At 44.7% G+C, this 26,469-nt stretch carries 29 protein-coding genes; 18 read left to right on the top strand and 11 right to left on the bottom strand.

The annotated features are described in order from the left end of the window. Nucleotides 1–19 precede the first annotated feature (19 nt). From VDIS_RS00095 to rpl18a, 6 genes are read right to left on the bottom strand one after another with little or no spacing between them, the layout of a single operon-like run. The gene (locus VDIS_RS00095; protein WP_013335160.1) at nucleotides 20–538 is read right to left on the bottom strand and encodes a hypothetical protein; all 519 of its coding nucleotides are present in this window, start codon (nucleotides 536–538) and stop codon (nucleotides 20–22) included. A 42-nt stretch (nucleotides 539–580) separates the two neighbouring features. After that, nucleotides 581–1,051 (bottom strand): transcription elongation factor Spt5, encoded by a 471-nt coding sequence (locus tag VDIS_RS00100; RefSeq protein ID WP_013335161.1) that lies wholly within the window; start codon nucleotides 1,049–1,051, stop codon nucleotides 581–583. 58 nt (nucleotides 1,052–1,109) lie between these two features. Next, nucleotides 1,110–1,415 (bottom strand): hypothetical protein, encoded by a 306-nt coding sequence (locus VDIS_RS00105; protein ID WP_013335162.1) that lies wholly within the window; start codon nucleotides 1,413–1,415, stop codon nucleotides 1,110–1,112. A gap of 48 nt (nucleotides 1,416–1,463) precedes the next feature. Next, entirely contained in the window at nucleotides 1,464–2,381 is a 918-nt protein-coding gene (ftsY, locus tag VDIS_RS00110; RefSeq protein WP_013335163.1) for a signal recognition particle-docking protein FtsY, read from the bottom strand. A gap of 11 nt (nucleotides 2,382–2,392) precedes the next feature. Continuing rightward, nucleotides 2,393–2,851 (bottom strand): prefoldin subunit alpha, encoded by a 459-nt coding sequence (gene pfdA, locus VDIS_RS00115; RefSeq protein WP_013335164.1) that lies wholly within the window; start codon nucleotides 2,849–2,851, stop codon nucleotides 2,393–2,395. Nucleotides 2,852–2,859: 8 nt separating this feature from the next. Continuing rightward, nucleotides 2,860–3,108 (bottom strand): 50S ribosomal protein L18Ae, encoded by a 249-nt coding sequence (gene rpl18a / locus VDIS_RS00120; protein ID WP_013335165.1) that lies wholly within the window; start codon nucleotides 3,106–3,108, stop codon nucleotides 2,860–2,862. Between the two features lie 83 nt (nucleotides 3,109–3,191). Here rpl18a and VDIS_RS00125 point away from each other — a divergent pair, with 83 nt between their 5' ends. The 3 genes from VDIS_RS00125 to VDIS_RS00135 are packed head-to-tail and all read left to right on the top strand — an operon-like array spanning nucleotide 3,192 to nucleotide 5,463. Beyond that, nucleotides 3,192–3,728 (top strand): multiprotein bridging factor aMBF1, encoded by a 537-nt coding sequence (locus tag VDIS_RS00125; RefSeq protein WP_013335166.1) that lies wholly within the window; start codon nucleotides 3,192–3,194, stop codon nucleotides 3,726–3,728. A gap of 57 nt (nucleotides 3,729–3,785) precedes the next feature. Continuing rightward, nucleotides 3,786–4,913 carry a GTPase HflX gene (gene hflX, locus VDIS_RS00130; RefSeq protein WP_013335167.1) on the top strand — a complete coding sequence of 376 codons (1,128 nt, stop codon included), beginning with the start codon at nucleotides 3,786–3,788 and terminating at the stop codon, nucleotides 4,911–4,913. A 10-nt stretch (nucleotides 4,914–4,923) separates the two neighbouring features. Further along, nucleotides 4,924–5,463, top strand: a complete 540-nt coding sequence (locus tag VDIS_RS00135; protein ID WP_013335168.1) for a transcription factor TFIIE — start codon at nucleotides 4,924–4,926, stop codon at nucleotides 5,461–5,463. A 41-nt stretch (nucleotides 5,464–5,504) separates the two neighbouring features. Here VDIS_RS00135 and VDIS_RS00140 read toward each other — a convergent pair whose 3' ends face one another. Both VDIS_RS00140 and VDIS_RS00145 read right to left on the bottom strand, forming a co-directional pair. Further along, the gene (locus VDIS_RS00140) at nucleotides 5,505–6,857 is read right to left on the bottom strand and encodes an FAD-dependent oxidoreductase (RefSeq protein ID WP_013335169.1); all 1,353 of its coding nucleotides are present in this window, start codon (nucleotides 6,855–6,857) and stop codon (nucleotides 5,505–5,507) included. Nucleotides 6,858–6,903: 46 nt separating this feature from the next. After that, a complete protein-coding gene (locus VDIS_RS00145) occupies nucleotides 6,904–7,842 on the bottom strand; it encodes a hypothetical protein (RefSeq protein ID WP_013335170.1) in 939 nt (312 codons plus the stop codon). A gap of 118 nt (nucleotides 7,843–7,960) precedes the next feature. Between VDIS_RS00145 and VDIS_RS00150 the strand changes: the two genes are divergently transcribed. The 11 genes from VDIS_RS00150 (at nucleotide 7,961) to VDIS_RS00200 (ending at nucleotide 20,773) form a co-directional block, all read left to right on the top strand. Next, on the top strand, nucleotides 7,961–9,493 hold the full coding sequence (locus VDIS_RS00150; RefSeq protein ID WP_013335171.1) for a gamma-glutamyltransferase family protein: 1,533 nt from the start codon (nucleotides 7,961–7,963) through the stop codon (nucleotides 9,491–9,493). A gap of 72 nt (nucleotides 9,494–9,565) precedes the next feature. Then, nucleotides 9,566–10,648, top strand: coding sequence for an ABC transporter substrate-binding protein (locus VDIS_RS00155; protein ID WP_013335172.1), 1,083 nt, complete (start codon nucleotides 9,566–9,568; stop codon nucleotides 10,646–10,648). Next, nucleotides 10,648–11,646, top strand: a complete 999-nt coding sequence (locus VDIS_RS00160; protein ID WP_013335173.1) for a FecCD family ABC transporter permease — start codon at nucleotides 10,648–10,650, stop codon at nucleotides 11,644–11,646. The genes VDIS_RS00155 and VDIS_RS00160 overlap by 1 nt, the downstream gene beginning before the upstream one ends. Further along, entirely contained in the window at nucleotides 11,639–12,394 is a 756-nt protein-coding gene (locus tag VDIS_RS00165) for an ABC transporter ATP-binding protein (RefSeq protein ID WP_013335174.1), read from the top strand. Before VDIS_RS00160 ends, VDIS_RS00165 begins: the two co-directional genes overlap by 8 nt. Before the next feature lie 87 nt (nucleotides 12,395–12,481). Further along, nucleotides 12,482–14,320 carry an aldehyde ferredoxin oxidoreductase family protein gene (locus VDIS_RS00170; protein WP_013335175.1) on the top strand — a complete coding sequence of 613 codons (1,839 nt, stop codon included), beginning with the start codon at nucleotides 12,482–12,484 and terminating at the stop codon, nucleotides 14,318–14,320. A gap of 56 nt (nucleotides 14,321–14,376) precedes the next feature. After that, nucleotides 14,377–14,985: a hypothetical protein gene (locus VDIS_RS00175; protein ID WP_013335176.1), complete on the top strand. Its 609-nt coding sequence runs from the start codon at nucleotides 14,377–14,379 to the stop codon at nucleotides 14,983–14,985. Nucleotides 14,986–15,024: 39 nt separating this feature from the next. Further along, nucleotides 15,025–16,695, top strand: coding sequence for an acyl-CoA mutase large subunit family protein (locus VDIS_RS00180; RefSeq protein ID WP_013335177.1), 1,671 nt, complete (start codon nucleotides 15,025–15,027; stop codon nucleotides 16,693–16,695). Between the two features lie 42 nt (nucleotides 16,696–16,737). After that, nucleotides 16,738–17,133 carry a cobalamin B12-binding domain-containing protein gene (locus VDIS_RS00185; RefSeq protein WP_013335178.1) on the top strand — a complete coding sequence of 132 codons (396 nt, stop codon included), beginning with the start codon at nucleotides 16,738–16,740 and terminating at the stop codon, nucleotides 17,131–17,133. Next, the gene (gene meaB, locus VDIS_RS00190; protein ID WP_013335179.1) at nucleotides 17,130–18,431 is read left to right on the top strand and encodes a methylmalonyl Co-A mutase-associated GTPase MeaB; all 1,302 of its coding nucleotides are present in this window, start codon (nucleotides 17,130–17,132) and stop codon (nucleotides 18,429–18,431) included. The genes VDIS_RS00185 and meaB overlap by 4 nt, the downstream gene beginning before the upstream one ends. A 34-nt stretch (nucleotides 18,432–18,465) precedes the next feature. Further along, complete coding sequence (locus VDIS_RS00195; protein WP_013335180.1) at nucleotides 18,466–20,247, top strand: DUF2070 family protein; 1,782 nt, start codon at nucleotides 18,466–18,468, stop codon at nucleotides 20,245–20,247. A 58-nt stretch (nucleotides 20,248–20,305) separates the two neighbouring features. Further along, entirely contained in the window at nucleotides 20,306–20,773 is a 468-nt protein-coding gene (locus VDIS_RS00200) for a DUF2153 family protein (protein WP_013335181.1), read from the top strand. A gap of 18 nt (nucleotides 20,774–20,791) precedes the next feature. Here the strand turns inward: VDIS_RS00200 and VDIS_RS00205 are convergent, their stop codons facing one another. Then, entirely contained in the window at nucleotides 20,792–21,163 is a 372-nt protein-coding gene (locus VDIS_RS00205; protein ID WP_245522528.1) for a BlaI/MecI/CopY family transcriptional regulator, read from the bottom strand. A 41-nt stretch (nucleotides 21,164–21,204) separates the two neighbouring features. Further along, the gene (locus tag VDIS_RS00210) at nucleotides 21,205–22,050 is read right to left on the bottom strand and encodes a class I SAM-dependent methyltransferase (protein ID WP_013335183.1); all 846 of its coding nucleotides are present in this window, start codon (nucleotides 22,048–22,050) and stop codon (nucleotides 21,205–21,207) included. 117 nt (nucleotides 22,051–22,167) lie between these two features. Between VDIS_RS00210 and VDIS_RS00215 the strand changes: the two genes are divergently transcribed. The 4 genes from VDIS_RS00215 to VDIS_RS00230 all read left to right on the top strand — a co-directional run bounded on the left by VDIS_RS00215 (nucleotide 22,168) and on the right by VDIS_RS00230 (nucleotide 25,680). Beyond that, nucleotides 22,168–23,577, top strand: coding sequence for a V-type ATP synthase subunit B (locus tag VDIS_RS00215; protein ID WP_171804866.1), 1,410 nt, complete (start codon nucleotides 22,168–22,170; stop codon nucleotides 23,575–23,577). A gap of 99 nt (nucleotides 23,578–23,676) precedes the next feature. After that, nucleotides 23,677–23,889, top strand: coding sequence for a ribbon-helix-helix domain-containing protein (locus VDIS_RS00220; protein ID WP_013335185.1), 213 nt, complete (start codon nucleotides 23,677–23,679; stop codon nucleotides 23,887–23,889). A 151-nt stretch (nucleotides 23,890–24,040) separates the two neighbouring features. Continuing rightward, nucleotides 24,041–24,616 carry a UbiX family flavin prenyltransferase gene (locus VDIS_RS00225; RefSeq protein ID WP_013335186.1) on the top strand — a complete coding sequence of 192 codons (576 nt, stop codon included), beginning with the start codon at nucleotides 24,041–24,043 and terminating at the stop codon, nucleotides 24,614–24,616. A 47-nt stretch (nucleotides 24,617–24,663) separates the two neighbouring features. Continuing rightward, on the top strand, nucleotides 24,664–25,680 hold the full coding sequence (locus VDIS_RS00230; RefSeq protein WP_013335187.1) for a TIGR00269 family protein: 1,017 nt from the start codon (nucleotides 24,664–24,666) through the stop codon (nucleotides 25,678–25,680). Here the strand turns inward: VDIS_RS00230 and VDIS_RS00235 are convergent. Continuing rightward, the gene (locus tag VDIS_RS00235; RefSeq protein ID WP_013335188.1) at nucleotides 25,635–26,324 is read right to left on the bottom strand and encodes an ACT domain-containing protein; all 690 of its coding nucleotides are present in this window, start codon (nucleotides 26,322–26,324) and stop codon (nucleotides 25,635–25,637) included. The two genes, VDIS_RS00230 and VDIS_RS00235, sit on opposite strands and share 46 nt — an antisense overlap. Nucleotides 26,325–26,469 lie beyond the last annotated feature (145 nt).

Below are 26,469 nucleotides of genomic sequence, written 5' to 3' on the forward strand. Positions count from 1 at the left end.
TGTTTTAAGTTATTTTAACTTATAACCTGCCCTCCTGCCTCAGTAGCTCCTCATACTTAGATATCACATTATTGTAGGAGCCCGCGTCTATCTCCTTAAGTACCTGCTTCGGATCCTTGCCGCCAATGGTTACGCCAATACTCCTACACGCACTCACCACCTGCTTAAGGGCATTCTTGAAGTTCCTACTCCTTAATTCCTCCCACTTTATGTAGGCTATCTCAGCAAGCTTCTCAATGCTTATGTCACCAATTAACTCCTTAACTGCCTGGTGGCTACCCGTGTCCTTACCAATGGCCTTCATTATTAAGTCAGCTATTGGAGGTAGTTCAGGCTTTATGTCGAAGCTCTTTGTATCCTCATCGATCTCTATCTCGACAAATACGTTATTAATACCGTAATTGGTCAGGATCTTCGTCTTCTTATTAATCTCCTCAGTGACCTTATTCACATCAACTCCATACTGACTTAATTGCTGGACCGCAGGTCCGCCTGCCTTGCCTGGCGCGACCGCTATTTTAACTACTCTCTTCGCCATATCGTGGGACTCGCCTAATGTAGGTATTTAACGTTTTTGCTATTATTGCTTACTTTCAATCTTCCTAACACCCCTAATATTCACGATAATGGGCATCGTACTTGACGAATCAAGCAACTCCAGGTAGACCTGCCCCCTCTGTCTGTCGATATCCACGACCTTACCCCTATAACCCTTAAATGGCTCAACAATTATCTCGACGACATCACCAACATTAATCTCCACGGGCTTAGCCAAACTACTCACTATTTCATCAACGCTCATGACACCCCTAACCATGCCCCTGTAATGCTTAATGCCCGTTGCTAAGTCCTGGATTTCATACGGCAGCGAGCCCTCAACAAACACAAACCCCTTAAGCGCTGGTAATACCACTATGGCGGTAACCTTAACCTTATCAAGACCCTTATGCTCAGTCCTCGCCTTAAGCATAAAGGCCACGTTGTATTCCTGATTGCCCACAGCCCTAAGAGCGTACACTCTACAACTCATTGCCTGCTCAGTACTACTCATCACCTTCCCCTAACCTAATGAGTTAATAAAACTTGCCCAACAATGAATTGCCTCGGCCTTATCTACGGCCAATACCCCTCGTGCTTAGTATAACGAGTATAAGCATGATGGTTAGTATTATGACTATTGTAAGTACGACGATTAAGTTAAGTGGGTATGGCAAACTAAAGTTAGCGCTACTCGTTAGGTACTGCTGCGCCACGCTGAATAGGAATGAGTAGACGCCGAGTATCGCTACTATTAATGAGCCCAGCTTAAGGATTATCATATAATTGCTCTTAGTCGGCTTCTTGGCCACCTTGAATATCCATGCAAGGGTACTTAACCAATTCATTATCCTCTTACCCAAGTCCTCACTGCTCATTGCATGTGCTATGGCTAATCAGTGATTATAAAATTTTCTAACCAATCGTCATAGGATTAACTGCCTAAAGAACTCCGCCTTACTAAATGGCCTTAAATCATCATACCCCTGCCCAACGCCGAGGAAGTAGATGGGCTTCTTAAGCTCATATAGGAAGGTCAGTATGGCACCACCTTTTGGGTACGCATCAACCTTGGTAACTATCAATCCATCAATCTTCACGTACTTACTATAGTACTTTGCAATGTCCAGCGCCTCATTGCCGAGTAGTGCGTCGGCAATGAATATCGATAGGTCAGGCCTACTAACCCTCTGTATTTTACTCAACTCATTCATTAAGTTAATGTCCGTGTGCATCCTACCGGCCGTGTCGATCATTACATAATCAATGCCCCTAACCTTAGCATGGTTTATTGCGTCATAAGCCACCGCGGCTGGGTCTGAGCCATAGCCATGCTTTATAACCCTAACACCGAGTTTAGTGGCATGACCCTCCAGTTGCTCGATGGCCCCAGCCCTGTAGGTGTCCGCAGCTGCCCACACTGCGGTATAACCCCTCTTCATTAACTGATGAGTTATCTTAGCTATTGTCGTGGTCTTACCATAACCATTTGGGCCCAGGAATAGGAGAACCACGGGCTTCTTCATTTGAAGAAGCCTTATGACCTCACTCATGAAGTCAACATCGGGTATATCACTGAATAGTTTACTCATTATGTCTATAATCCCATTCTTAATGACAGACTCCTTATCGCCAAACCTAGGTACTTTAAGGCCCCTTAAGTAATTGACTATCGCATTGCTTATTGCGTCAGCAACATCAACTGCCACATCAGATTCAACGAGTTGCATAAATAATTCATCACGTATTTCATTAAGCTTATCCTCACTTAACTCGGTAGTTGTTATTGAATTAACTATTGTGTTTGTTAATGATTTAAAGGCGTTCTTTAATTTATCGAACATCAAATAACACCTTATTGCCTAGATTGCTGTTGCTGCCTAATGGCCGCGCTTATGTAGAGGAGGAAGTTATCAATATCCGTTATCCTTTTTGCCACGTCAGCCGATTGCGCATCTAATTTTGACCTTAAATCTTCAAACTCCTTAATTCTCTCATCGATGTAGTTTATAGCGTATGAGATATCCATTTCAATCACAAAATTAGCACCAACACTTACCAGGACCTTCTCGCCCTGTACCGGTGAGGCCTTGATGAAGACGCCCCCACCAATCCCGGCGTATGTGTCCTGAACCACGCCCTTGCTTAGCAATGTTAGCATGTCCTTGGCGCTCCTTAATTCATTTATTGACTGCGTTACCAATGCAAGGTTCTGTCTAATAACATCAAGCAATGCCGCTAAGGAATTCCTCTCCTCGATTAATCTCTCGATATCCTCCCTCGTTATTACTATTCGCTGTGGTTGCTGAGACATTGATTGCCTCACCACTTAACAAGTGATTCCATGGATAGTAACTGCAATATCTCAGTACGCTTAACCTCATCCTTACTTATCTCCCTAACCTCCTCAATCCTAATCATACTCCTCTTCAACTTATGCCTACTGCCTAACTCGCTATAAGCCTTCTCCACGGCCTCGCTGGGCTTTGTGGCCAATAGCTCCAGGGAAAACCTCTGCCACTGCATCCCAATCCTCATACGCCCAGTGACTCTGTAAATTCTAACCGACACGTGATGCGTCTATGCATGAAATATTTAATCTTTTCCCAATATATTTTTAAAGGAGCATTGCCTATATCAGTCAGGTGGTTAGAATGGTCTTGACATGCGACGTCTGTGGTGCACTAATTGAGGGCGAGCCAGTCATTGTGGAAATTGACGGTGCCGTACTGACACTATGCCAGAGGTGTGCCCGTAAGTACACTAATGTTAAGGGCGTTAAGGTGATTAGGGGCCCTTCACAGGTTCAGGCGACGCAGCAGCCGGTGTCCGTAATTAAGTATGAATCTAGAAGGGGTGTTACGTATAGGGTTAGTAAGCCTAGGGTTAATGTTGATAAGTACGAGGTTGTTGAGAATTACGCTGAATTAATTAGGGAAGCTAGGGAGAGTCTTGGCATGAGTAGGGATGTTTTAGCTAAGGTGATTGGCGTTAAGGAGAGCATACTGAGGAGGATCGAGGATGGCCAGTTAATACCCGACGTTGAGCTCGCCAGGAAGCTCGAGAAGGCACTTGGTATTAGTTTATTAAGGGAGGCTGAGGACGTAGGCTACGAGACCCAGAAGCCCGTTAGTAAGTCATTAACGTTAGGTGATGTGGTGACTCTCCGCGAGAGAAGCAGGAATAAGTGATCTGCATAGTACATTGTGGCAATAGTTTTAAATAACGAGTGAGTTATAAAACACGTAGTGGGTAATAATAGGGCCAAGGCTTTATTGCTTGTTGCTGATGACGTTGGGGAGAATAGGATTAGGGAATTTCAGTTACTAAGTGAGGCTGGTGGTTATGAGGTTCTCGACACGATTATACAGAGGAGGAGGCCCGACACGCGTTATTACCTAGGTATTGGTAAGTTGGGTGAGGTTGAGTCGCTTGTTAGGTCCCTCGGGCCTGACGTGGTGATTACGTATCACCAGTTGAACCCGATACAGTACGTTAATCTTGAACGTAGGTTAAAGGTTAGGGTTATGGACAGGATACTGTTGATTCTCGAGATATTTGAGAGGAGGGCTGGTAGTAAGGAGGCTAAGCTTCAGATTGAGTTGACTAGACTTAGGCTTGAGATTCCGAGGGTTAGGGAGTTCATTAGGCTTGCAAAGATGGGTGAGCAGATAGGCTTCTATGGTGGTGGTGAGTACGCAATTGAGGCTTACTATAGGTATATGATGAGGAGGGTAGCCCATATCAGGAGGGAGTTAAGTGCGATTAAGAAGAGGAGGGAGATGCTCGTAATCAAGAGGAGGGACTATGGGCTACCGCAGGTCGCGCTCACTGGCTATACATCGGCTGGCAAGACCACGCTATTCAATAGGTTAGCCAGGGAGAGTAAGTACGTTGATGGTAAGCCCTTCGCAACGCTGGACACGTACTCAAGGCTCGTTAACTTCAATGGGTTAAACGCAATATTGACCGACACCATAGGTTTCATAGATGACCTACCGCCACTTCTCATTGAGTCCTTCTACGCAACCATTGCTGAGGTTCTCAATGCAGACCTTGTTCTCTTCATGATGGACATAAGCGATGATTATAGGGAATTCTCGAGGAAGTTCATGAGCTCATTGAAAATATTTAATGATTTAGGTATATCTAGAACTAAGATCCTACCTGTCCTTAACAAGGTTGATTTGATGGATGGTATCGACATTAATGATAAGATAGGCCTTGTGGAAAGCGAGTTTGGTAATTACGTATTGATATCCGCAAAGACTGGGGTGGGCATTGATGATTTAAGGGATGCTGTTAGGAGTAGGTTGGAGCCGTTAGTGGTTAATAAGAGGTATGGTAATAGTAAGAATTTTAACCCAATAGGCTAGTCATTCATTGATGGTCGAGGACCTGGAGACATCATTATTCCTTGAGTATGCAAGGAGGAAAATAGCCTTTGAGTACGATAATGAAGAGATGGGTGAACTAGCCGTTAAGATACTTAAGACATTGAGCGAGAGGAATGAGGCAATACCCGATGAAACCCTAGCCCTAATCCTAGGTATAAGTGCCACTGAGATAAGGAGAATACTGCATGTGATGCACAGGGCAGGGCTTGTAGGCCTTGTTCGTGAATCCACGGATCAATATAGGTATGAGTATAAGTGGTTCATTAATAAGGACTTCATTAGGAAGTTCCTCATACAGCATATTAACAATGTTGTGACTAAGCTCATGCATAGGATGAATACGCTGAGCAGGACAACGCTTTATATATGTCCAACGTGCTTCAGGGGATACACACTGGATGAGGTGTATGAGTATGACTTTAAATGCCCTAGAGACGATACTGAGTTGGTTCAGGTGGACGTCCCATCAGAAATAACCTTCCTAGCCAATGTAATTAAGAATTTGCGTGGGGAGGAGAAAGAGCAATAGTTTTGTTTTTACGTTACTTCATGCATTGCTAACAGGGACTATTAGTACTTGCCCTTGGACAACACCCTGGCTGCCGTGATTAATGGGTGCCAGACCGGTGCGGTGGGTGGGGAGTACGAAAGATCTGCGAAGAAGAAGTCATCAACCGTTGCCCCCTTGCCTATTAATGCTGCGGCAACGTCTATGTAGCCCGCGACTATCCTGTCAGGCCCAATTATCTGAACGCCTAGTACCCTGCCGCTTGTTTCATCCATGATCATCTTTATATTAACCTGAACACCGCCTGGGTAGTAATGCGCCGTGGTCCTAGCCTTAATCGTGGCAGACACGGGCTTGAAACCCTCCTCCCTCGCCTGCTTTTCCGTAAGGCCAGTCCTAGCTACGTAAAGACCAAATACCTTCGTTATTGCCGTACCCAACACACCAGGGAATTTTAGGAATCTACCCTTAACTGCATTGGCGCCAGCTACCTGCCCCATTTTATTGGCTGGTGGTGCCAGGGCTACGTACATCCTCTTCCCAGTAATTAAGCTCCAGGTCTCAGCGACGTCACCTGCAGCATAGACATTTGGTACTGAGGTCTCCATGTACTCATTAACCCAAACAGCCCCCGTCTCGCCTATTTTCGCGCCGGCCTTGACTGCGAGATCAACGTCTGGTCTGACGCCAACGCCCATCACCACCTTATCTACGTTGTACTCACCCTTCTCGGTAATTACCTTATTCACGTGGCCATTAACGCCCCTGAAGCCTACGACCTTCTCATTAAGGTGAAGTTCAATTCCATTCTTAATGAGTTCATCATGTATTAACTTAGCCATATCCTCATCAAACGTTGTTGGTAGCACGTGCGGCATCATTTCGAATAGGAGCACCCTCTTACCAAGATTCCTAAGCGCCTCGGCTACCTCAAGGCCTATGTAGCCGCCACCAACCACAGCGACGGTGCTCGCCTTCTCGACTTCCTCCCTTAATTTTGGCGCCTCATGCGGAAGCCTAAGTGTTAATATGCCATTTAGGTCATGACCTTCGACAGGAAGTGTTATTGGTTTTGCCCCGGTGGCTATTATGAGTACGTCCCACTGATACTTAACGGTTTCATTACCCTCCCTTGCATACACGACTTGGTTCTTGGTATCGACATCGAATACCTCAGCATTAACCTTAACAGTTATCCTCCTCTCCTTCGCAAACTCCTCTGGAGTGTATATTGCTAGCTCTTGAGCCTCCTTAACAACACCACCTATGTAATATGGTATTCCACATGGGGCGTGGCTTATGAATAAACCCTTATCAAGCATCACTATCTCAGCCTCAGGGTCTAACCTCCTGGCTCTAGCGGCAGCTGATGCACCAGCGGCGCCGCCGCCAATTATCACAATGCGTTTTCCCATATAGCCTCAAGGGCTATTACGACTTAATTAGTTTTTCCATGTTTAATTAACTGCATTCACCGTTAAGTCTCGTTAGCAATTCATTGATTATCTTCCTAGCAGTTAATGCATGCCTTCTTTTAATGGGGTATTGAATTGCCAACTCAGTATTACTCACCGTATCTGCGCTCCCATACTTAATACACTCAGCCACATACTTACTCACGTGGGGTGTTAATGTCCATGCTATTAACTCATGAATGACACCATCATCAATGACGCTGGGTATCCTCTTCGCCATTCTCATGAATGTTGACGTAACTAGATACTTCCTGTCGAGTATGTAATGAAGGAATTCGTGAACTGCCGTATCAACAATATTACTTATATCACTTACCGTGAGATCCTCCTTAGAAATTACGTCCGTTAATCTAAGTATGTCCCAAATTGATAATGCAATTACCTCATTCCTATTAATGGTCAGGACTTTCCCATAGATTGTTGGGTTATGGGTAAGTAGTGTCTTCGGTGTATCAATGTTAAATACTCTATTCATTATCATTAACGCTTTCATTACTAATTGAAAGTATACATTAGCATTAATCCTCGCTCTATTCACCCTATCATCAATGTAATACTCACACTCATTACCGCATACAATCATCAATCTCACGATTAATGATGAGCTTGCCCTAATGGTTATGACGTACGCACGATCATTCCCTCTCCTCATACTCTCTATAGTTACGTACTTATTAACGTCATAATCCTTCATAAGGGACTCTATGGTATCCTTAATAATTACTGCATACTCATCACCATTAGGCATGAAATTAGGATTAACCGAGCCTATCAGATTTAGAATAAGTCCGAGGGTGGATAATGCCATCCTCAGTTTAATACGTTGCCTATTAAGTAATAGTGTTAATGCATTTATAGATTTCAGGTTGTTTAGGAAATCATTATGAAGCCTTCCAACGTAATTCCATGAGAGATTAGTCAACATACTAATTATCACTAATGCAGTATTAACTTTATATTATCCGTAATTTAAATGATTCTTTTTAATGCATTAATTATTCTCTCGCGCAATATTATAAAATTCTTAAACAACTTGATAACACATGCCCTTACCAATAATAGGTGGTGTTAAGCCTCCCTGGATTACGGAATTAGGTGGTGTTGCTTCAGAGCATCCAGTGGCCAGTAGGTTGGGTGTTGATGTGCTCAACCTCGGTGGTAATGCCATTGATGCCGCAGTAACCACATCACTTGCATTAGCCCTCACGCAACCGCACCTTGGTGGTCTTGGTGGGGACTTCTTCGCAATGATTTACATAGCCAGGGAGGGTAGGGTCTACTTCCTAAACGCCAGTGGGTGGGCACCGAGAAGATTAAGCAGAGAGTTACTACTGCAGAGGGGGTTGAATGCGGTGCCATTAAGGGGTCCATTATCGCCCGTAGTCCCTGGATTACTGGCGGGGCTTCACGCGATGTGGAGGCGCTTTGGAACTGATGAGTGGAGGTCTCTTGTAAGGCCTGTCGTTGAGGTTGCGAGGAAGGGCTTCCCAGTAAGCCCCAGCTTTGTTAAGGCCATAGAATTACTCAGGAATGAGATTGCTGGAAATAATGATTTTAAGTCCGTTTACCCAATAAATACTAAGCCCTGGGACGTAATAAGGATAGAACCGTTAACCAAGACCTTCGAGTTAGTGATGGAGCACGGACCCGACATTCTATATCGAGGAGAGGTTGGTGAGGCCCTCGTGAATCACCTTCAGTCGGTTGGCGGTGTTATGGAGATGAGTGACTTAATGGAGTATGAACCTGAATGGCGTGATCCACTGAGCATTGATTATAAAGGGTTAACCATCTACGAATCACCACCCAATACCCAGGGCATAACCACATTAATGATACTGAGACTTCTTGAGGAGTTAAGGGTGAGTGTCGATGCCTGGTCACGCGGCAGGATTGAGACTTACCTAGGCATTTACAAAATCGCTTATGAGCTCAGGGATTTATACGTTGGCGACCCAAGGTTTGTTGAGGTACCAATTAATAAGCTCCTCGACCCGGGATTTCTCACGTCAGCGTATAAATCAGGGATTGGTAAGCAATTGAGTGGTTCTGGCGATACTACGTACTTCGTGGTTGTGGATAAGGAGGGTAATATCGTAAGTGCCATTCAAAGCCTGTACCAACACTTTGGTTCATTAGTTACCGAGCCCAGGTATGGAATTACACTCAATGATAGGGCCTCGGACTTCTCAATGGATGGACCAAATGCATTAATGCCTAGGAAGAGACCACTTCACACATTAAGCACTATAATAATCACTAAGGATGGAGAACCAAAGTACGCACTTGGGACCTCCGGGGCACACTTCAGGCCGCAGCAGCATACCCTATTTATAACGAACATGGTTGATTACGGATTAAGCCCTGTGGAGGCTATCGATGCGCCCAGGTTTTTGTGGGATAGGAAGTCGTTAATCATCGAGGAGGGTTACGAAGTAACGGGCCTAACGGAGCTCCACCAAGTAATTAGGTACCCTGGGAGAACAGGCGTGGCAAGCATAGCCGCGTTTCTCGATAATGGTAGGAAACTGCTCTATGCCGATATACGTGGGGATGGGTTAGCCCTCGGTCAATAACATTACGTTTATTACTATGGGTAATGGGCGTATAGGAAATCCTTATAAATAGGATGCATATCCTATCACCGTATGTCGAGAGGCATCTCAAAAGCGTTAATTGTGGGGATAGTCGTAATAATCGCCGTGATAATAATAGCCCTATACTACGTACTTCAACCCCACGTATTAAGGCAGGGCATGCCTAACGCCGGTGTTAATTACCCAATAACGGTAGTTGATTATTTAGGTCGTAACATCACGATCTACTCACAACCAAGCACCATAGGTACCATAAGCCCTGACTGTACACAGATAATATATGCACTCGGCTTTGGCAATAGGGTTGTCCTAATCGATGTTTACTCCGAGCAACTACTTAATTACTTAAACATCACAGTACCAAGTAATGCCACCACTATTAGCTCAATATATGAGTCACCACCGATAGAACCAATAATAACCGCACACCCGTCATTACTCTGCGCAGATGCTGGTTTCCAGCCACAGCTCGTGCAGAGCGTTAGTACGTTAAGCGCGGCTAACATTACCGTGATATTCATAGGCGGTACGGACAATACTAATGTGACTGGCATAGAAAATGACATAATGCTAATGGCCAAGGCACTCGGTGTTCCAGGTAAGGGTGAGGAGGTGGTAAGTCATATGAATAATGTCATAAATTACGTAAAGAGTAAGGTCTCAGGTGAGTCTAGGGTAACCGTAGCCTACATATCGTGGTATAACCCAATCTATGTCGCAGGTAACTCCTCATTCGTTGGTTACTACATTAACTTAGCCGGTGGTTATGACCCATTCAGTGGGATGTACCCCACGGTTAGCCCAAGCCAACTATTAGCCGTTAACCCCGACTATATAATAGCCGATGATTTCATGGGCAACTACACAGCCACCCTTCAGGCAATACTCTCAATACCTGGAATAAACAATACCAACGCCGTCAGAGAGGGCCATATATACGTGCTTGGGAATTTTGCGGAGAGTTTAATTGAGGAGCCTGGGCCTCTTTCCGTATATGGCGCCTTATTACTCGCCGTCATACTCCACCCAAGCGCCTTTGGTCTTAACTCAACTGCCATACCGCATTACATAAGTGCCCAATGGGTTGATCAATACATTAAGCCAAACCTAAACATTACATTGAGTAATGGGTGATGGCAACGATAAGTAACCCCACCATAAAATTCATATGGGCTTTCATCCCATTATTATTGATAGGTATTGTTCTAAATCTAATCATTGGTGAAGTTACGATTCCATTAAAGGCGCTGATTGATCCAACAAATACGTATAGAATCATAATAATGGATATTAGATTGCCCGAGGTACTTGCATGTATCGTGGTTGGTATTGACCTAACGGTTGCTGGTGCCGTTATGCAGGCGGTGTTTAGAAACCCACTTGCAGAGCCTTACGTAACCGGCACGGCATCCGGAGCATTACTTGGCGCATTGCTTGGCTTATTAGCATACGCATTATTCAAGGCTAACCTACCCTCGCCGATAATAGTAATTCCAGTCCTATCATTCCTAGGCGCCCTATTGGCCACGACTATTGTGGTGACCTTTGGCAGGGGATATTGGCTATCCCTCATCCTAGCCGGCATTGCCGTTTCAATAATGTTCTCCTCAATCGTAATGATACTAGACACGTACTTACTAACCCTAATCCCAACACTACCCGCCGTTATCTACCTACTATTTGGTACAGTGAGCGGTGTTAATTGGAGTGAGGATGTCGTAATGCTTGGCGTGAGCCTGCCAATCCTGGCATACATTGTTATGAGTGGCCGTGAAATTAATCTATTAATGATTAGTGACGAAATAGCCCAGGCCAGTGGCGTGAGCCCTAGGGCGTTTAGAAACCTACTAATTACGTTAGTTGGGCTATTAACCGCGGTGACGGTATCGTTTACAGGTATCATAGGCTTCGTAGGGCTCATGACGCCCCATTTAACCCGGCTATTAATATCAAGCTCCGATAATTCGAGGGTCATACCCCTATCAATGATTTCAGGCTCCACGATAATGCTCTACGCAAATGTCGTTAGTAAGGTAATGATTCCCGGCGTTATAATGCCCATAACCGCAATAACCAGTCTCTTTGGTGTCCCGGTATTGCTAATATTGCTCAGGGGTGGTCGTAATGAGTAGTTTCATAGTTAGGTTCGTGAATGCGGAGATTGGTTATGATAGCCCAATAATTAAGGACATCGTATTAAACATACCTAGGCCTAGCCTAACAACGTTACTTGGTCCCAATGGGTCTGGAAAGACCACGTTACTTAGAGCGATGATAAAGTATGCGAAGGTCTTTGGTGGTTACGTATACATTGATGATAGGGATATTAATGAATTATCCATTAAGGATCTGCCTAAGTACGTATCTTACTCACCGGCAGAGATTTACTCACAGATGGGATTGACAGTCCTTGATGTTGTCATGAGTTCACGAAATGGTGATGGTTGGGTAGGTAAGGACGACGCGTTCATGGTTCTTAAACGTCTCGGCATAGATAATATTGCCAATAGGAGATTTGATGAGTTGAGTACAGGTCAGAAGAGGCTTGTATTGATAGCGAGGGCGTTGGCATCTAAGGCGCCGTTAATATTAATGGATGAACCAACAACAAACCTAGACCTTAGTAATAAGTATAGGGTGATTGCAGTGCTAAGGAGGATTGTAAATGAAGGGATTACAGTGATAGCCGCTGGTCATGACATAGACCTAGCGCTTGCCAGTGATTGGGTTGTGGCTATAAGAAATGGGGAGATTCTTGCCGTGGGTTCGCCTGAGGAGGTAATTAGTGATGGGATTTTAAGTGAGCTGTACGGCATTAATGTGAGGGTTGTTAGTGTTGATGGGCATAAACTTGTCTATGTTAGTGATGGTCACGTCTAATTATTCTTACTAGCTATATTTATTGCTATTATTCCTATTGAAGCACTAAGAAAAATTTATTTATAACGTGTTTAGGTAATCGCCGCTATGTTTGGATGGGGTGGACGTATATTAAGGATTGATCTCTCTAGGAAAAAATTCATCGTGCAGCAGTTAGACCCATCCCTTGCACAGAATTACATTGGTGGCAGGGGCTTTGCGGTAAAGACGCTTTGGGACGAGCTACCGCCTGGCATCGACCCATTAAGTCCATTAAATAAGTTAATACTGGCTGTTGGTCCATTGACGGCGTTACCAATACCCAATAGCGGTAAGTTGCTCGTGGCTGCTAAGAGTCCATTAACAAGTGGTTATGGGGATGGCAATGTCGGTACATGGTTAGCGGTTCACATGAGGAAGGCTGGGCTCGATATGATAATAATTGAGGGTAAGGCCGAGAGACCCACGTACCTATACATCGAGAATAGGGGCGACGAGTTTAGGGTCGATTTTAATAGTGCTGAGGATTTATGGGGTCTTGACACGTTCACCACGGAGGATAAGCTGAAGAGGGTTCACGGTAGTGACGTTGGCATGGTCTTGATAGGGCCTGCTGGTGAAAGGCTCGTGAGGTTTGCAACGATTGTTGCTCAGAAGGGCCGTAGTGGTGGTAGGCCTGGCATGGGGGCCGTCATGGGTAGTAAGAACCTGAAGGCGGTGGTGATGAGGGGTCACGGTGACATTAAGGTCGCGGACCCGGTGCTTAGGAAGATTGGTGTTGATGCGATAGTGGCCACGAAGTCTAAGCCGAACTACCCATTCTGGATGAGGCAGGGAACCACGTCAACCGTTGAATGGGCGCAGGAGGCCAGTGTATTACCGACGTATAACTATACCGAGGGTCAATTTGATGAGTATGAGAAGATTGGCGGGTTCTCAGTTGAGAGGAGTAAGGTCATGACCAGGTCATGCCCACAGTGCGTTATGGCTTGCGGGCATGTGGTTAAGGATGCGGAGGGTGAGCTTGCTGAGTTGGATTATGAGAATATTGCAATGCTTGGCAGTAATCTTGGTATTGGTGACTTAGCGAAGGTTGCCCATTTAAATAGGATTGCTGACATGATGGGTATGGATACGATAAGCCTAGGCTCCACGCTTGGCTTTGCAATGGAAGCTTCAGAGAAGGGTCTTCTTAAGGAGAGGATTGAGTGGGGTGATTATAAGAGGGCTGCTGAGGTTGCCATGGACATAGCGCTGCAGAGGACGAAGTTAGGTAGGCTACTTGGTAGGGGGGTTAGGGCAGCATCAATGGAGTTGGGGCCTGAGGCGACGGAGTTTGCGATGCATGTTAAGGGCTTAGAGGTAAGTGCCTATGACTGCCACGCAGCACCGGGAATGGCGCTGGCATTCTCCACAAGCCCCATTGGTGCTCATCATAAGGATGCCTGGTTAATATCCTGGGAGGTTCAAAGGGGTAGGTTTGACTATACCAGGGAGAAGGTTGAGAAATTGATCGAGATGCAGGACATTAGGGGCGGTTTATTCGAGACCATAGTGACGTGTAGGTTCCCATGGGTTGAGGTGGGGCTTGAGCTTGATTGGTACTTCCGCCTGTTCAAGGCTGCCACGGGCATGGACATGAACATGGAGATACTAAGCACCATAAATAATAGGATTTATACATTAATTAGGGCGTTCTGGATTAGGGAGTATGGTCATTGGGATAGGGCCTATGACACACCACCTGCTAAGTGGTTTAAGAGACCGTTGAGTAAAGGTCCGCTTAAGGGTGCTAAGCTTGATCATGATGGTTATCAGAGAATGCTTAGTTGGTACTATGAATTGAGGGGTTGGGATGAGAGGGGTATACCGAGGAAGGATACCCTGAGGCGCCTGGGGCTTGAATTCGTTATCCCGCAACTCGAGACTAAGGTCAACCTTAATTAAATGAATATTAATAATGAAATAAATTTATATAATGACTAATTTACAATTGATATATAATGAGTAACGAGTGCCGTTTACCTTTATTTGTGGATTGCAAGGAGGTCGACGATAGCATCAAATGCCCTGGCGATAGTGGCTACAGCGTAATACCGCTGTTTGGTAAGAGGGTTAGAGTTCGTAAGGACTCGGCGCCAATAAAGTTAATGGGGTGCCTAGATGAATTAACGAACATAGCCAATAATGCTAGGCTCAACTTTAATGATAATGCAGTAAGTAGGATAGCGGCTATCGTTATGGCCCTCTCCATGCAGTTAAATGCTTACCTCGTTCAGGGCAGTGATGATAGGTTAACTAGGGTTAAAAATGTCGAGGACTTATTAATGGCTAAGGTTGCTGAGCTATGCCGTGGATTTAAAGGGCCGCTTGGCTGGATAATAGCTACTACGCCCGAACTTCAAGCCCTCGATACAATGAGGGTTAAGTTGAGGGAATGTGGTAGAATTGCCGCTTCGATGCTTGATGACTACCCACTATCATCAAACATAATTGGTGTTATGAATCATGCCGATAAGTTAGTTGCCCAGGCCATGTACTGCATGGGTGGTCGTGTGTTTAAGTCTGTCGATGATGCCGTGAATTACTTACTAAGTAATGCCACGGGATAAAGACAGATTTATTAGTTAATAATTAATTGTAATTTATTAATGGAGAGTACGGATAAGATTAAGGAAAAGTATGATGAGTGGGTTAGAGAATTCCTATTACCGACCCTTAGGAAATTACCTGAATGGAGAAAATTCGTAACATCATTTGGGGTTGATGTGAAGCCGCTGTACACGCCACTCGACATTAAGGGCGAATACCTGGACAAGCTGGGATTTCCAGGCGAGTACCCATTCACCAGGGGTATATACCCAAGCATGTATAGGTCAAGGCTATGGACGTTTAGGGAGTACTCAGGCTTTGGATCGCCAGAAGATACGAATAGGAGGTATAAATTCCTCATATCGCAGGGGCAGACTGGCTTAAGCGTGGCCTTCGACTTACCGACGCAATTAGGTCTTGACCCTGACCATGAGCTCGCATATCCTGAGGTGGGTAAGGTCGGTGTTTCAGTTCCTGAGGTCGTTTCCATGTCTATCCTCTTTGATGGTATTGATATCGGTAAAATAACGACCTCATTCACCATAAATGCCACGGCTGCGGAGATCTTGTCCATGTACATAACGGTTGCTGAGAGTAGGGGTATTGATAAGGCTGTGCTTGATGGTACGATACAGAACGACATACTCAAGGAATTCATAGCCAGGAACCTATACATATACCCACCGTTACACTCAATGAGGTACGCAACAGACATAATAGCCTATACATCAAAGAACCTGCCCAAGTGGCATCCAATAAGCATCAGTGGCTATCACTTCAGGGAGGCTGGGGCCACGGCAGTCCAGGAACTAGCCTTTACGCTGGCTGATGCCATTGAATACACTAATTGGGTGATAAATAGGTGGAAGATGAATGTTGATGACTTCGCGCCCGGCTTATCCTTCTTCTTCGCAGCAACGACAAACCTCTTTGAGGAGGTTGCAAAGTTTAGAGCTGCTCGTAGGCTTTATGCGAGGATTATGAAGGAGAGGTTTGGTGTCAAAAAGCCTGAGTCAATGAGGATGAAGTTCCACGTACAAACGTCGGGGGCCGCATTAACAGCTCAGCAACCCGAGGTTAACATTATTAGGACTACGATACAGGCATTAGCCGCCGTACTCGGTGGTGCCCAATCACTCCATGTTAATGCCTATGATGAGGCGTTGGCGTTGCCTACGGAGAAGTCCGTGAAGTTAGCATTGAGGGTTCAGCAGGTGATAGCGTATGAGAGTGGTGTAGTTGATTCGATAGATCCGCTGGGTGGTTCGTACTATATTGAGTGGCTCACCGACACAATCGAAGAGGAAGTCATGAAAATAATTGACTATATTGACAGGCTTGGTGGTATGACGAAGGCCGTGGAGATTGGCTACCCACAGAGGGCTATTGCCGAATCGGCATATCAATATCAGAGGATGGTTGAGGAGGGTAAAATAGCCGTGATTGGGGTCAACATGTTTAGGGAAGAGGAGGAACTGCACATAGAGCTTCATAGGGTGGACCCAGTGTCTAGGGAGAGGAGCATTAAGCGTGTTAGGGAGGTTAGGGAGAGCCGTGATAAGGAGGCTTGGGAGAGGGCGCTCAATGAGTTGAGGAGGGTGGCTGATAGGGAGGATGAGAATGTGTTCCCATACATACTGAATGCGGTTAAGGCTAAGGCAACCGTCGGTGAGATATCGGGTGTGTTACGTGATGTTTGGGGTGAGTATAAACCACCATCTATTTACTAAGGAAAAGATTTTTAGGGTATGATGCATGGTTAGTGATGAAGTATGCCTAAGCCTAAGATAATCATTGCAAAGCTTGGCCTTGATGGGCATGACAGGGGTGCTAAGGTTGTTGCTAGGGCATTAGCCGAGGCAGGCTTTGAGGTTGTTTACACGGGTATTCGGCAAACGCCTAGCCAGGTTGTTGAGACGGCAATTCAGGAGGATGCCAAGCTAATAGGCATTAGTATATTGTCTGGCTCGCACATGGAGCTTGTGGGTGAGTTGATGAGGATAATGAAGGAGAGGGGTTTAAACATTCCCGTACTGGTTGGTGGGATAATACCCCCTGAGGATAGGGATGCATTGCTTAAGATGGGTGTAGCCGGTGTTTATGGTCCTGGTACACCACTTAGGGAGATCATTGAGATAGTTAAGAAGCTCGTAGGTGCTCAGCAATGAGCATTAATGAATTACTTGAAAGGGCACGTAATTGGGATAAGGCAGCCATTGCCAGGTTAATAACGTTGGCTGAGGAGGGTGTTGAGATACCATTAAACATACAACGTAGGAGTCATGTAATTGGCATAACTGGACCGCCAGGTTCAGGTAAGAGTACATTAATATATACAATGGCTAGGAGGATACCTCAGGATAAGAGAGTTGCGATCCTCACGATTGATCCATCGAGTCCATTTACAGGAGGTTCTTTCATGGGTAATAGAATTAGGATGCAGGAACTCACCTCGAGACCTAACATATACATTAGGAGTATGGCGACCAGGGGTATTCGTGGAGGACTTAACTATGCAACGATAGCCGCGGTGAACATACTAGAGTATGCCAGCGCGGATTACATATTTATTGAGACCGTCGGTGCTGGGCAATCGGATACTGACGTTAAGTACGTAGCCGACACAATACTTGTCCTGGTACCACCACTCTCTGGCGATGAGATTCAAGCCCTCAAGAGTGGTCTTATGGAGATTGGGGATATATACGTTGTTTCAAAGTCTGACAATCAAGCATCAGAGTCTACGTATAGGGATTTGCTGGCTATGGTTGACATGATGAGGGAGGTTAAGGGTGATTCCTGGAAGCCAGCCGTGATTAAGGTGTCGGGTTTATATGGTTATGGCGTTGATGAGCTTCTCAAGCTCATTGATGATAGGTTTAGGGTGTTGGTTGGCAATGGTAAATTGAATGAATCCCTAACCAGCAGGAGATTGCTTGAAATGAGACTTTATGCCTATGACATACTTGAGAAGAGACTTAACGAGAGTAAGGAGCTTGAAAATGAGGTTGTTAATGGTAAATTGTCGCCGCAGGAAGCGGCGAGGAGGTTGTTGGGTATGGAGATGCCGAGGCTCGATCACGTAGCAGTCGCGGTTAAGGACCTTAACAGTGCTGTTGAAAAGTTCAGGAAGTTGGGGCTTAGGGTTAGTGATCCGATAATTGTTGAGGAGCAGGGGGTTAAGGTCGTAATGGTGTGGCTTGGTAATACGAGGATTGAATTACTTGAAACACTTAATCCAGGTTCGACAGTGGCTAAGTTCCTTGAGAGTAGGGGTGAGGGTATTCATCACATAGCCCTTGAGGTTAATGACCTGGAGGAATTCATCAAGAGAGTGCAGGAGGCTGGCCTTGTACTAACCGGTAAGCCAAGTAGGGGTGCTGAGGGCATTGTTACGTTCATACACCCAAAGAGTCTCAATGGTGTTCTTCTCGAATTAGTTCAACGTGAGGCCTCCAATGAGTGATCTTTAAATAATCTAAGGTGCAGGCTCAGCTTGCGTGAAAAAGAGTAGGTCATTTGAGCGTGGCTACACAATCGTGTTTAGAGGAGGAGATTCAATAAAGTATTCATTGATACTGCTCATTATCGTAATTCCCTACCTAATGAGTCTATACGTACGTGAAACAATAATTGTATACCTCAAATCGTTGGTTATTTATGGTGTAATGTTCCTATCAGTACTCATAACCCTTAGGGCTATGGTCTTCATACAGTCATACAGGGGCTTCGGCACGACACTATCGTTATTTAGTACGGCACTTGCGGTCATTATCGACCTACTAATAACATTGGTTACCCATAAATTTGTGGTTGGTTTTGGCGCGTTATCCTTCGTCTTGCCGTTAAGTGCCATGATAATGGTATTAAGGGGTCTTGAGCATAATGGGAACTCCATGAAGAAATACATACTATACCCACTATATACCCTGCCAAGTATATTACTTATTCAATTAATTTCATACTTCCTAATTGGCACGATAAGCCCTATGAAGTACGTAATTTTAGATCTAACGTTTTACGTATTCTCCTTCCTATTCATTTACTACGTGATTTTTAAGTTCGAGGCATCATATGGAGGTGTCGATATACTCAGGTTGTTTAGTTCATACTTATACACAGCCCTCTTTGAGTATTCAGAGCCATTTGAGAGGGAATTGAGTAAGAGGTCTGTGATTAGGGACGTTAAAGTTCACCTATTCATGCTCAATAACAACAACAATACTTATCCAGTCACAATACCCGAGCTTCATGCCGGCCCAATAGCTAAAGTTGGCGGTGGTTATTTAATTAGCGACCTCGTCAGCGAACTAAGCCGTTACGTTAACCCGGTGGTTTACATGCACGGTGTTGGCAGTCACGAGTTAGACCCGGCAACTAGGGTTGATGTGCGTAGGGTAGTTAGGGCGGTGGCTAATAAGGTTAGGGAATATCTGAATGGGCAATATGTAAGTAATGAATGTGCTGGTAAAATGCCTATCCAGGTACAGAGCCGTAATTTCAGGATAACCCATATACCACTTTGTGAAAAATCCATCATAATTATTAGTAGGCTCGTTAAGTCTAGCGATGACATTCCTCTCAACGTTTATGAGGAGCTGAAAAAGAGAGTAAAACTTGATTGGGATAATGTAATCCTGGTAGATGCCCAGAATTATTACTCAGATGATAATACATGGGATGAAAACGACATTAATGAATTAGCGTCACTGCTAAGCAAAATTGGGGAGTTAGAGGATCAAAGGCTTGAGATTAAGTCGTGCGTGAGCCACGTGCCTAAGTACGCCTTTGGCCCAATACAGTTTGAGATTGGTGATAATGGTTTAATAACGTGGGGCTTAGACATAAATGGTAAGAAGGTCCTACTGGTTATATTTGATGGTAATAATTTAAGGAGAGAGTTGGCTGACGCTATAATTAATGAATTTAGGAATGGTTTTGATATTGTTGAGGTATTAACAACGGATAATCATCAATATACGGGCATAGCCAGGTTCACGAGGAGTAGGGGGTATAAGATAGTTGGTGATTCAATAAGTCACGAGTTAATAATGAGGAATGTGAGGAGGAGTGTTAAACGTTGTCTCAATAACCTGGCAATGACCCGTGTAAGGTACTACCCAGTCATTGTTGAGGGTATTAGGTTGATAGGCGATTCATTTAATAACATGGTAAGGGCTGCGGAGAGAGGTGTCATGGATTGGAAGAAGCACTTCATAGTATTGATAGTATTACCGATACTGACGATGATAATCCTAGGGGTAGTACTCGGTATTCTTTAGCATTTAATAGATACAAAAGGTTTAATAGAGAGGTCTACGTGATTACTCAGGAAGGGATATGGGTTCCGAGGACCTAAAAAGACAGGCAATAAGAGCCCACATAGCTGGGCTTATAACGAGGCTGGAGAATTGGGTTAAGGACCAGAAGAGGTTCATGGATGAGTTGCAGAAGTACGGTGATTACATAGTCACCCAGGATAGACTCTCACTACTACTGTCAGCGCAGGCAATGCTTTACTACATAGAGAGGACTCTCAAGGACTTTGAGTCCTGGCTTAACAACCCAATGATAACCTCGATAATGCCCATAGACATGTTGAAGGAGTTAGAGGAGAGGCTTAGGGATATAGCCATCGAATTCGTTAAGCTCGATATAGACCACACGAGTAGGTACGTGGACATACTCAGGAAGATGGAGAATGAAAATGAGATACCAGACATACTGAGGCTCTACATTGAGCAGAGGGGTATTGTGCCGCAGAGGGGTCAGCAGGGAGAGCAGGGTGAAGTACCAAGATTCATGTAATTAAAAATCCCCTGCCCACTATTTCTCACTAATTTCATTTAAATAATCCTTAATTATCTGGATAGCGTCCTTACCAAACATCTTAATAATCAAACCAATGTGCTCCCTAATAATCTCGCTCTTTACCTCATATGGTATTGATAGCTCATAGACGAACTGCCTAACATTGTTAATGACCTTCTCACGCTTATTAATGAACCCCCTAGTGTACAATCTACTCAATACTGTAAGCACCGTGGTGTAGGCAGTCTTCCTACCCCTCTTGGTTAATTCTTCCCATATGGTCATTGCCGTGGCCTCCTTAAGCTCATTAAGTATGCCAATAACCTCAGCCTCAAGTGGTCCAATCATCAATAGAAGTCGTCTTCTACGCTCACTTTGCTCCATCATATGGGTTTACACGTGTAGTTTTATAAACCTAACACACAGATCTAAAGCTTACCAACTTTAATATCTAGCCTAACCTTATACACATATGGAGCATAATCCCTAACAACCCTCCTATTAACGACTTGGCACTCATAACCTAACTCATCACAGTAGCTCTTAACCAAGCCCTCGGCCTCACCATAAGGATTCTCCTCAGCGCCCAGGTGATAAAAATGAACAATACCACCATCCCTAACGCACATCAATGACTGCCTGAGGAATTTATGGGCACCCAGGGGAAGGGTTAGTATAATCCTATCAACACCGCAGAATAACCCCATTAATCTTGCGGCATCACCGAGTAGTGGTAATACCTTACCCTCAAGCTTATTCAGCTTAATATTATCGAGCATGTAGTAATACGCGTACTCATTAAGCTCAATAGCAATGACTAACTTAACCAATGGTTGTCTCTTTAATATGGCAATTGCGTAAGGACCAACACCAGCAAACGGGTATAAAATAACCTCATTAGGCATTACCTGCTTAGCAATATCCTCTCTATCACCCTGATCCCTAGGTGAGAAGTACGCCTTAGTGGGATCAACCTTAATTAAGTAATTGCCCTCCCTATGGATGACTTCCGTAGGCCCCGGAACCAGGACTTCATACCTATACAACCTAAACTCACCTTCTCTTGCTCCAATCCTTCTGAGCACGGTTTTAACGTGCTTATTTAACTTAGTTATTGCCTCGCCGATCACAAACTTGTAACCCTCAAGCTCTGGCGGTATTTCAATAATTGCGATAGCGCCAGACCTGGAGCCAACTATGTCGAAGCTCCTTGGTACCTTATCCCAAAGCTCCCTAGGTATTAATGGCTTAACGACATCCTTAAGCGTCGGCACTGCTTAGCAGTGAAATGCGAGGGTTATTAAATTGATTTTAGTCCGTGATCTCGTGTAGAATAAAAATTAATAAGTGCTGTAAAACTCTGTAAATCGATGAGTAAGATCATAGAGTCAATGCCGGGTATTGTATCTTACAGTACGGTTAGGGAGGTTAAGGGGCCATTAATTGTCATTGAGAAGACTAGGGGCGTTGCCTATAATGAGATTGGTGAGGTCGTAGGCCCAGATGGCGAGCCGAGGATGGTACAGGTGGTTGAGGTTGGCGATAATTATGCAGTCGCTCAGGTATTAACTGGCACGCTTGGTTTGCCTGCCAAGGGCAGTACTGTGAGGTTTTACGGCAGAACCCTCAGGTTACCAGTTAGTGAGGACTTACTGGGTAGGGTACTTGATGGTAAGGGGCAGCCTAGGGATGGATTACCACTACCACCTGCTGAGGAATACCTAGACATAAATGGTGAGCCCCTCAACCCATATGCCAGGGAGTACCCTGAAGAGCCGATAGAGACTGGTGTGAGTGTTATTGATGGGTTGAACACCATGGTTCGAGGTCAAAAGCTGCCGATATTTAGTGGTACGGGACTACCGCATAACATGCTCGCTGCCCAAGTGGCTAGGCAAGCAACGGTTAGGGGGCATGAGGAGGAGTTCGCAATAATCTTCGCGGCGATGGGCCTTAAGTCTGAGGAGGCGTTGTTCTTCTTAAACGAGTTTAGGAGGACTGGCGCATTAAGGAGACTTGTCATGGTTCTTAACCTAGCGAGTGACCCAATTGCCGAGAGGATATTGACGCCGAGGACTGCATTAACGATTGCTGAGTACCTGGCGTGGTATAGGGATTACCATGTACTTGTCATTCTAACGGATATGACGAACTACGCGGAGGCTCTTAGGGAGTTATCATCGTCAAAGGGTGAGTTACCCGGTAGGCGTGGTTACCCAGGCTATATGTATACGGATTTCGCCACGATATACGAGAGGACAGGTAGGGCTAAGGGTAAGAAGGGTAGCATCACCCAGTTCCCAATACTCACGATGCCTCATGACGACATAACACACCCAATACCAGACCTAACCGGCTACATAACCGAGGGGCAATTAGTCCTAAGTAGGACCCTATGGGGCAAGGGCATTTATCCACCATTCGACGTGATAATGAGCCTATCGAGGCTTATGAAGGATGCCGTTGGTGAGGGTAAGACCAGGGATGATCATAAATACGTGGCTAATCAATTAATTGCTGCGTACTCAAGGGCATTAGACGTTAGGAACCTGGCCCTACTCGTTGGTGAAACTAACCTAAGCTGGCGTGAGAGGAGGTATCTCAGATTTGCTGAACAGTTTGAGCGTAGGTTCATTAACCAGGGCTATTATGAGAGAAGAACCTTTGAGCAGACACTTGATATTGCTTGGGATGTTATTAGTATATTACCTGAGGATGAATTGACGAACGTACCACCCGACATATCCAAGAGGTACTATAGGCGTTCGATATTTGAGTCCATAAAGGACGTAGGTGCATAAAATTAGTATTTTGTAAATAATGTTAACCTTCTCGCTCGAAGATACTTACAGAGTTCACGGCAGAGAATCTTAATAAATCCTGTAATTATCTAATTCTCCATGCCAAAGACCAAGGCGAAGGAGAAGATGGTGCTGATAAGCGTGCATATACCCAAGCAAATGCTTGAGGAGCTTGACGAGTTCGTGAAGCAGGGGATATTCCCAAGTAGAAGTGAGGCTATTAGGATAGCGATAAGGGACCTGCTTTATAGGGAGAATTCGAGAAGCAAGACGCAAAACGTAGAGGATTTAATCCTATTACCTGGCAGGTAATGATAAATATGTATGTAGTGATGTCAATAAAAAACAATAGAGTGTGACGATCAATTACTTCTTTTAAAATAATTTTACATAGAAATATATATTACACATAATTAATAGCCTTAGGCATTAACGTTATTTATAGGATCTCCTTATTAGTGATGTGAGGAGGATAATCGTAGGCATAACTGGAGCAAGCGGTGTTATTTATGGTGTAAGGTTTCTGGAGATGGTTAAGAAGTATGCCACTGACTCAGAGGTTCACCTAGTCATAAGTAATACTGCGATTAGTATATTGAAATACGAGGTCGGTCTCGACAGGGAATCGGTATTGAAATTTGCTGATAAGGTCTATGGTGAGAATGAGTTAAGTGCGCCAATAGCCAGTGGGTCGTTTAAGCATGATGGTATGGTAATCATACCATGCTCGATGAAGACCCTGGCAGCCATAGCCCATGGAATAACTGATAACCTAATCACCAGGGCGGCTGATGTGACGCTGAAAGAAAGGAGGAGATTAATCCTGGTTATTAGGGAAACACCACTTAATTTAATACATATTAGGAATATGGAGTTAGTCACATTGGCTGGTGCTATTGTAATGCCTGCAGCCCCAGCGTTTTATAATAAGCCAAGGACGATTGATGATATGGTGAATTTCATAGTTGGTAGGGTCCTTGACCTGCTGGGTATTGAGAATGACCTATATAGGAGATGGACCGGTTATTCTGAGGGATAGCATAGTAATTTAAGAATGGGTTTGTTTAAACGGTGTTAAATAGGGTTATGGATGTGCCGATGTGCACGAGGTGTGGTAGGAGACCCGCGAATTATTACAGGGTGTCTAGCGGTGAGAAGCTTTGCCTTAACTGCTTATTTAGGTCTATCGAGGATACCGTGCTTCGAACAATTAGGAAGTATCGATTAATAAGTGATGATGATAGAATTGGCATTGCAATAAGTGGCGGTAAGGATAGCCTAACCCTAATGTATTTATTGGGTAAGTTCAGGAGACAGGGCAAAATACCAAGGAATGTCGAGTTGATTGCGTTCAGTATTAATGAGGGCCATCCCTACAGTTGCTTCTATAGAATGGCTAGGGTTGATTACGTGCAGAAACTGAGTGAGGAATTCAACATACCCTATAGGGTGTATACGTTCAAGGAGTTATTTGGTGTTACAGCCACGGACATAGCGCATGGGTTGTGGTCTAAGGGCATTAATGTGCATATGTGTACGATAGATGGCGTACTAAGGCGTAGGGCCATGAACATAATCGGCCGCCAACTAGGCCTAACAAAAATAGCGACTGGGCATAACCTAGATGATGAGTCGCAGACGGTATTACTTAACGTGCTTAGCAATGACTTAGATAGATTCGCGTGGTTTGGCCCAAGGCCTGAGATTGATAGGGAGGGTTTCATACCAAGGATTAAGCCTCTTCGTTTTGTGAGGGAGGAGGAGATTGCGCTATATGCTTATTATCACGGAATACCACTGATGGAGCTTGAGTGTCCCTTCGTATATAGTAACCCTAGGTATGAGCTTAAGTTCACGCTCGCCCACTGGGAGAGGGATAACCCAAATGTTAAGTTTTCCCTGGTATCCTTCGGTGATTCACTGGCAAACCTAATGGGTGAGAAGGCCGTGAATGTACCACTAAAAAGGTGTAAGTACTGTGGTGAACCAACATCTGGCGATGTGTGCAGGGTTTGCGAATTAATGAGTAGGGCGGGTTTATTGGAGAGATACCTGAATCATTTAAGGACCTTGAAACTTATGGATACGCAATCCCCCTCGTAACTCCTACCCACAGCCTCAACATTACTCTTTAGAATCTGTGATAAGAACCCCGTATAGTACTCAATCATTAATTCCTCCATTACGTGCTTATCATTCAATTCAGAGCAGGACCTGATAGTAATGGTTCCATCCCTTTCAGTGAGCACAACCTTTCCTAACCCTCTGAATTGCCCCATTTTAATGAGCTCACTAAGATTGCTGTTACGTAGGAGTGATGCATCGTACGTGCCCAATTCCCTAATTATCCTCCTGAACTCCGGGTTTGTTAATAGGTCTTTAGTTCTCTCCAGCTCAATTACGAGAACCTGCTTATCCCTAAACGTGGGCATAATCATTGATGGCACCATAAAGGCCTCCTTCTCAACAATCCTATACTTAACCCACTCAACGAAGGAGAACCTCTTCAATTCCTTCTCCAGATCATTTAGTGATGTGTCGGTGTTTGTGAGGTCGACAACGAAGTGTAGGAGTAGTTGGGTCCTATTGACGGATATGTTGAGGATATTTATCCCATGGTCCGCGAATACGTTAGATAATGCGGCGAGTATTCCTGGCCTATCTGCCGTGAACTTAATTAGGAATTCACCGAGTACCTTGTCCTTACCCTCAAATGACATTGCAAAGTCCCTATACAATACCTCCACAAGCAAGCCCCAAGAAGTCATGGTTTAAAAACTTATTTGCTATGTAACTCGCGAGGAGTATTTAACGTTGGCTCACGTATTATTGCGCAACATGGATGAGTTATCTTTTAAAGGTACTCTAGAGTTAGGTGTTGGGACCTTTATT

The organism is Vulcanisaeta distributa DSM 14429, from assembly GCF_000148385.1.
Classification (GTDB): domain Archaea; phylum Thermoproteota; class Thermoprotei; order Thermoproteales; family Thermocladiaceae; genus Vulcanisaeta; species Vulcanisaeta distributa.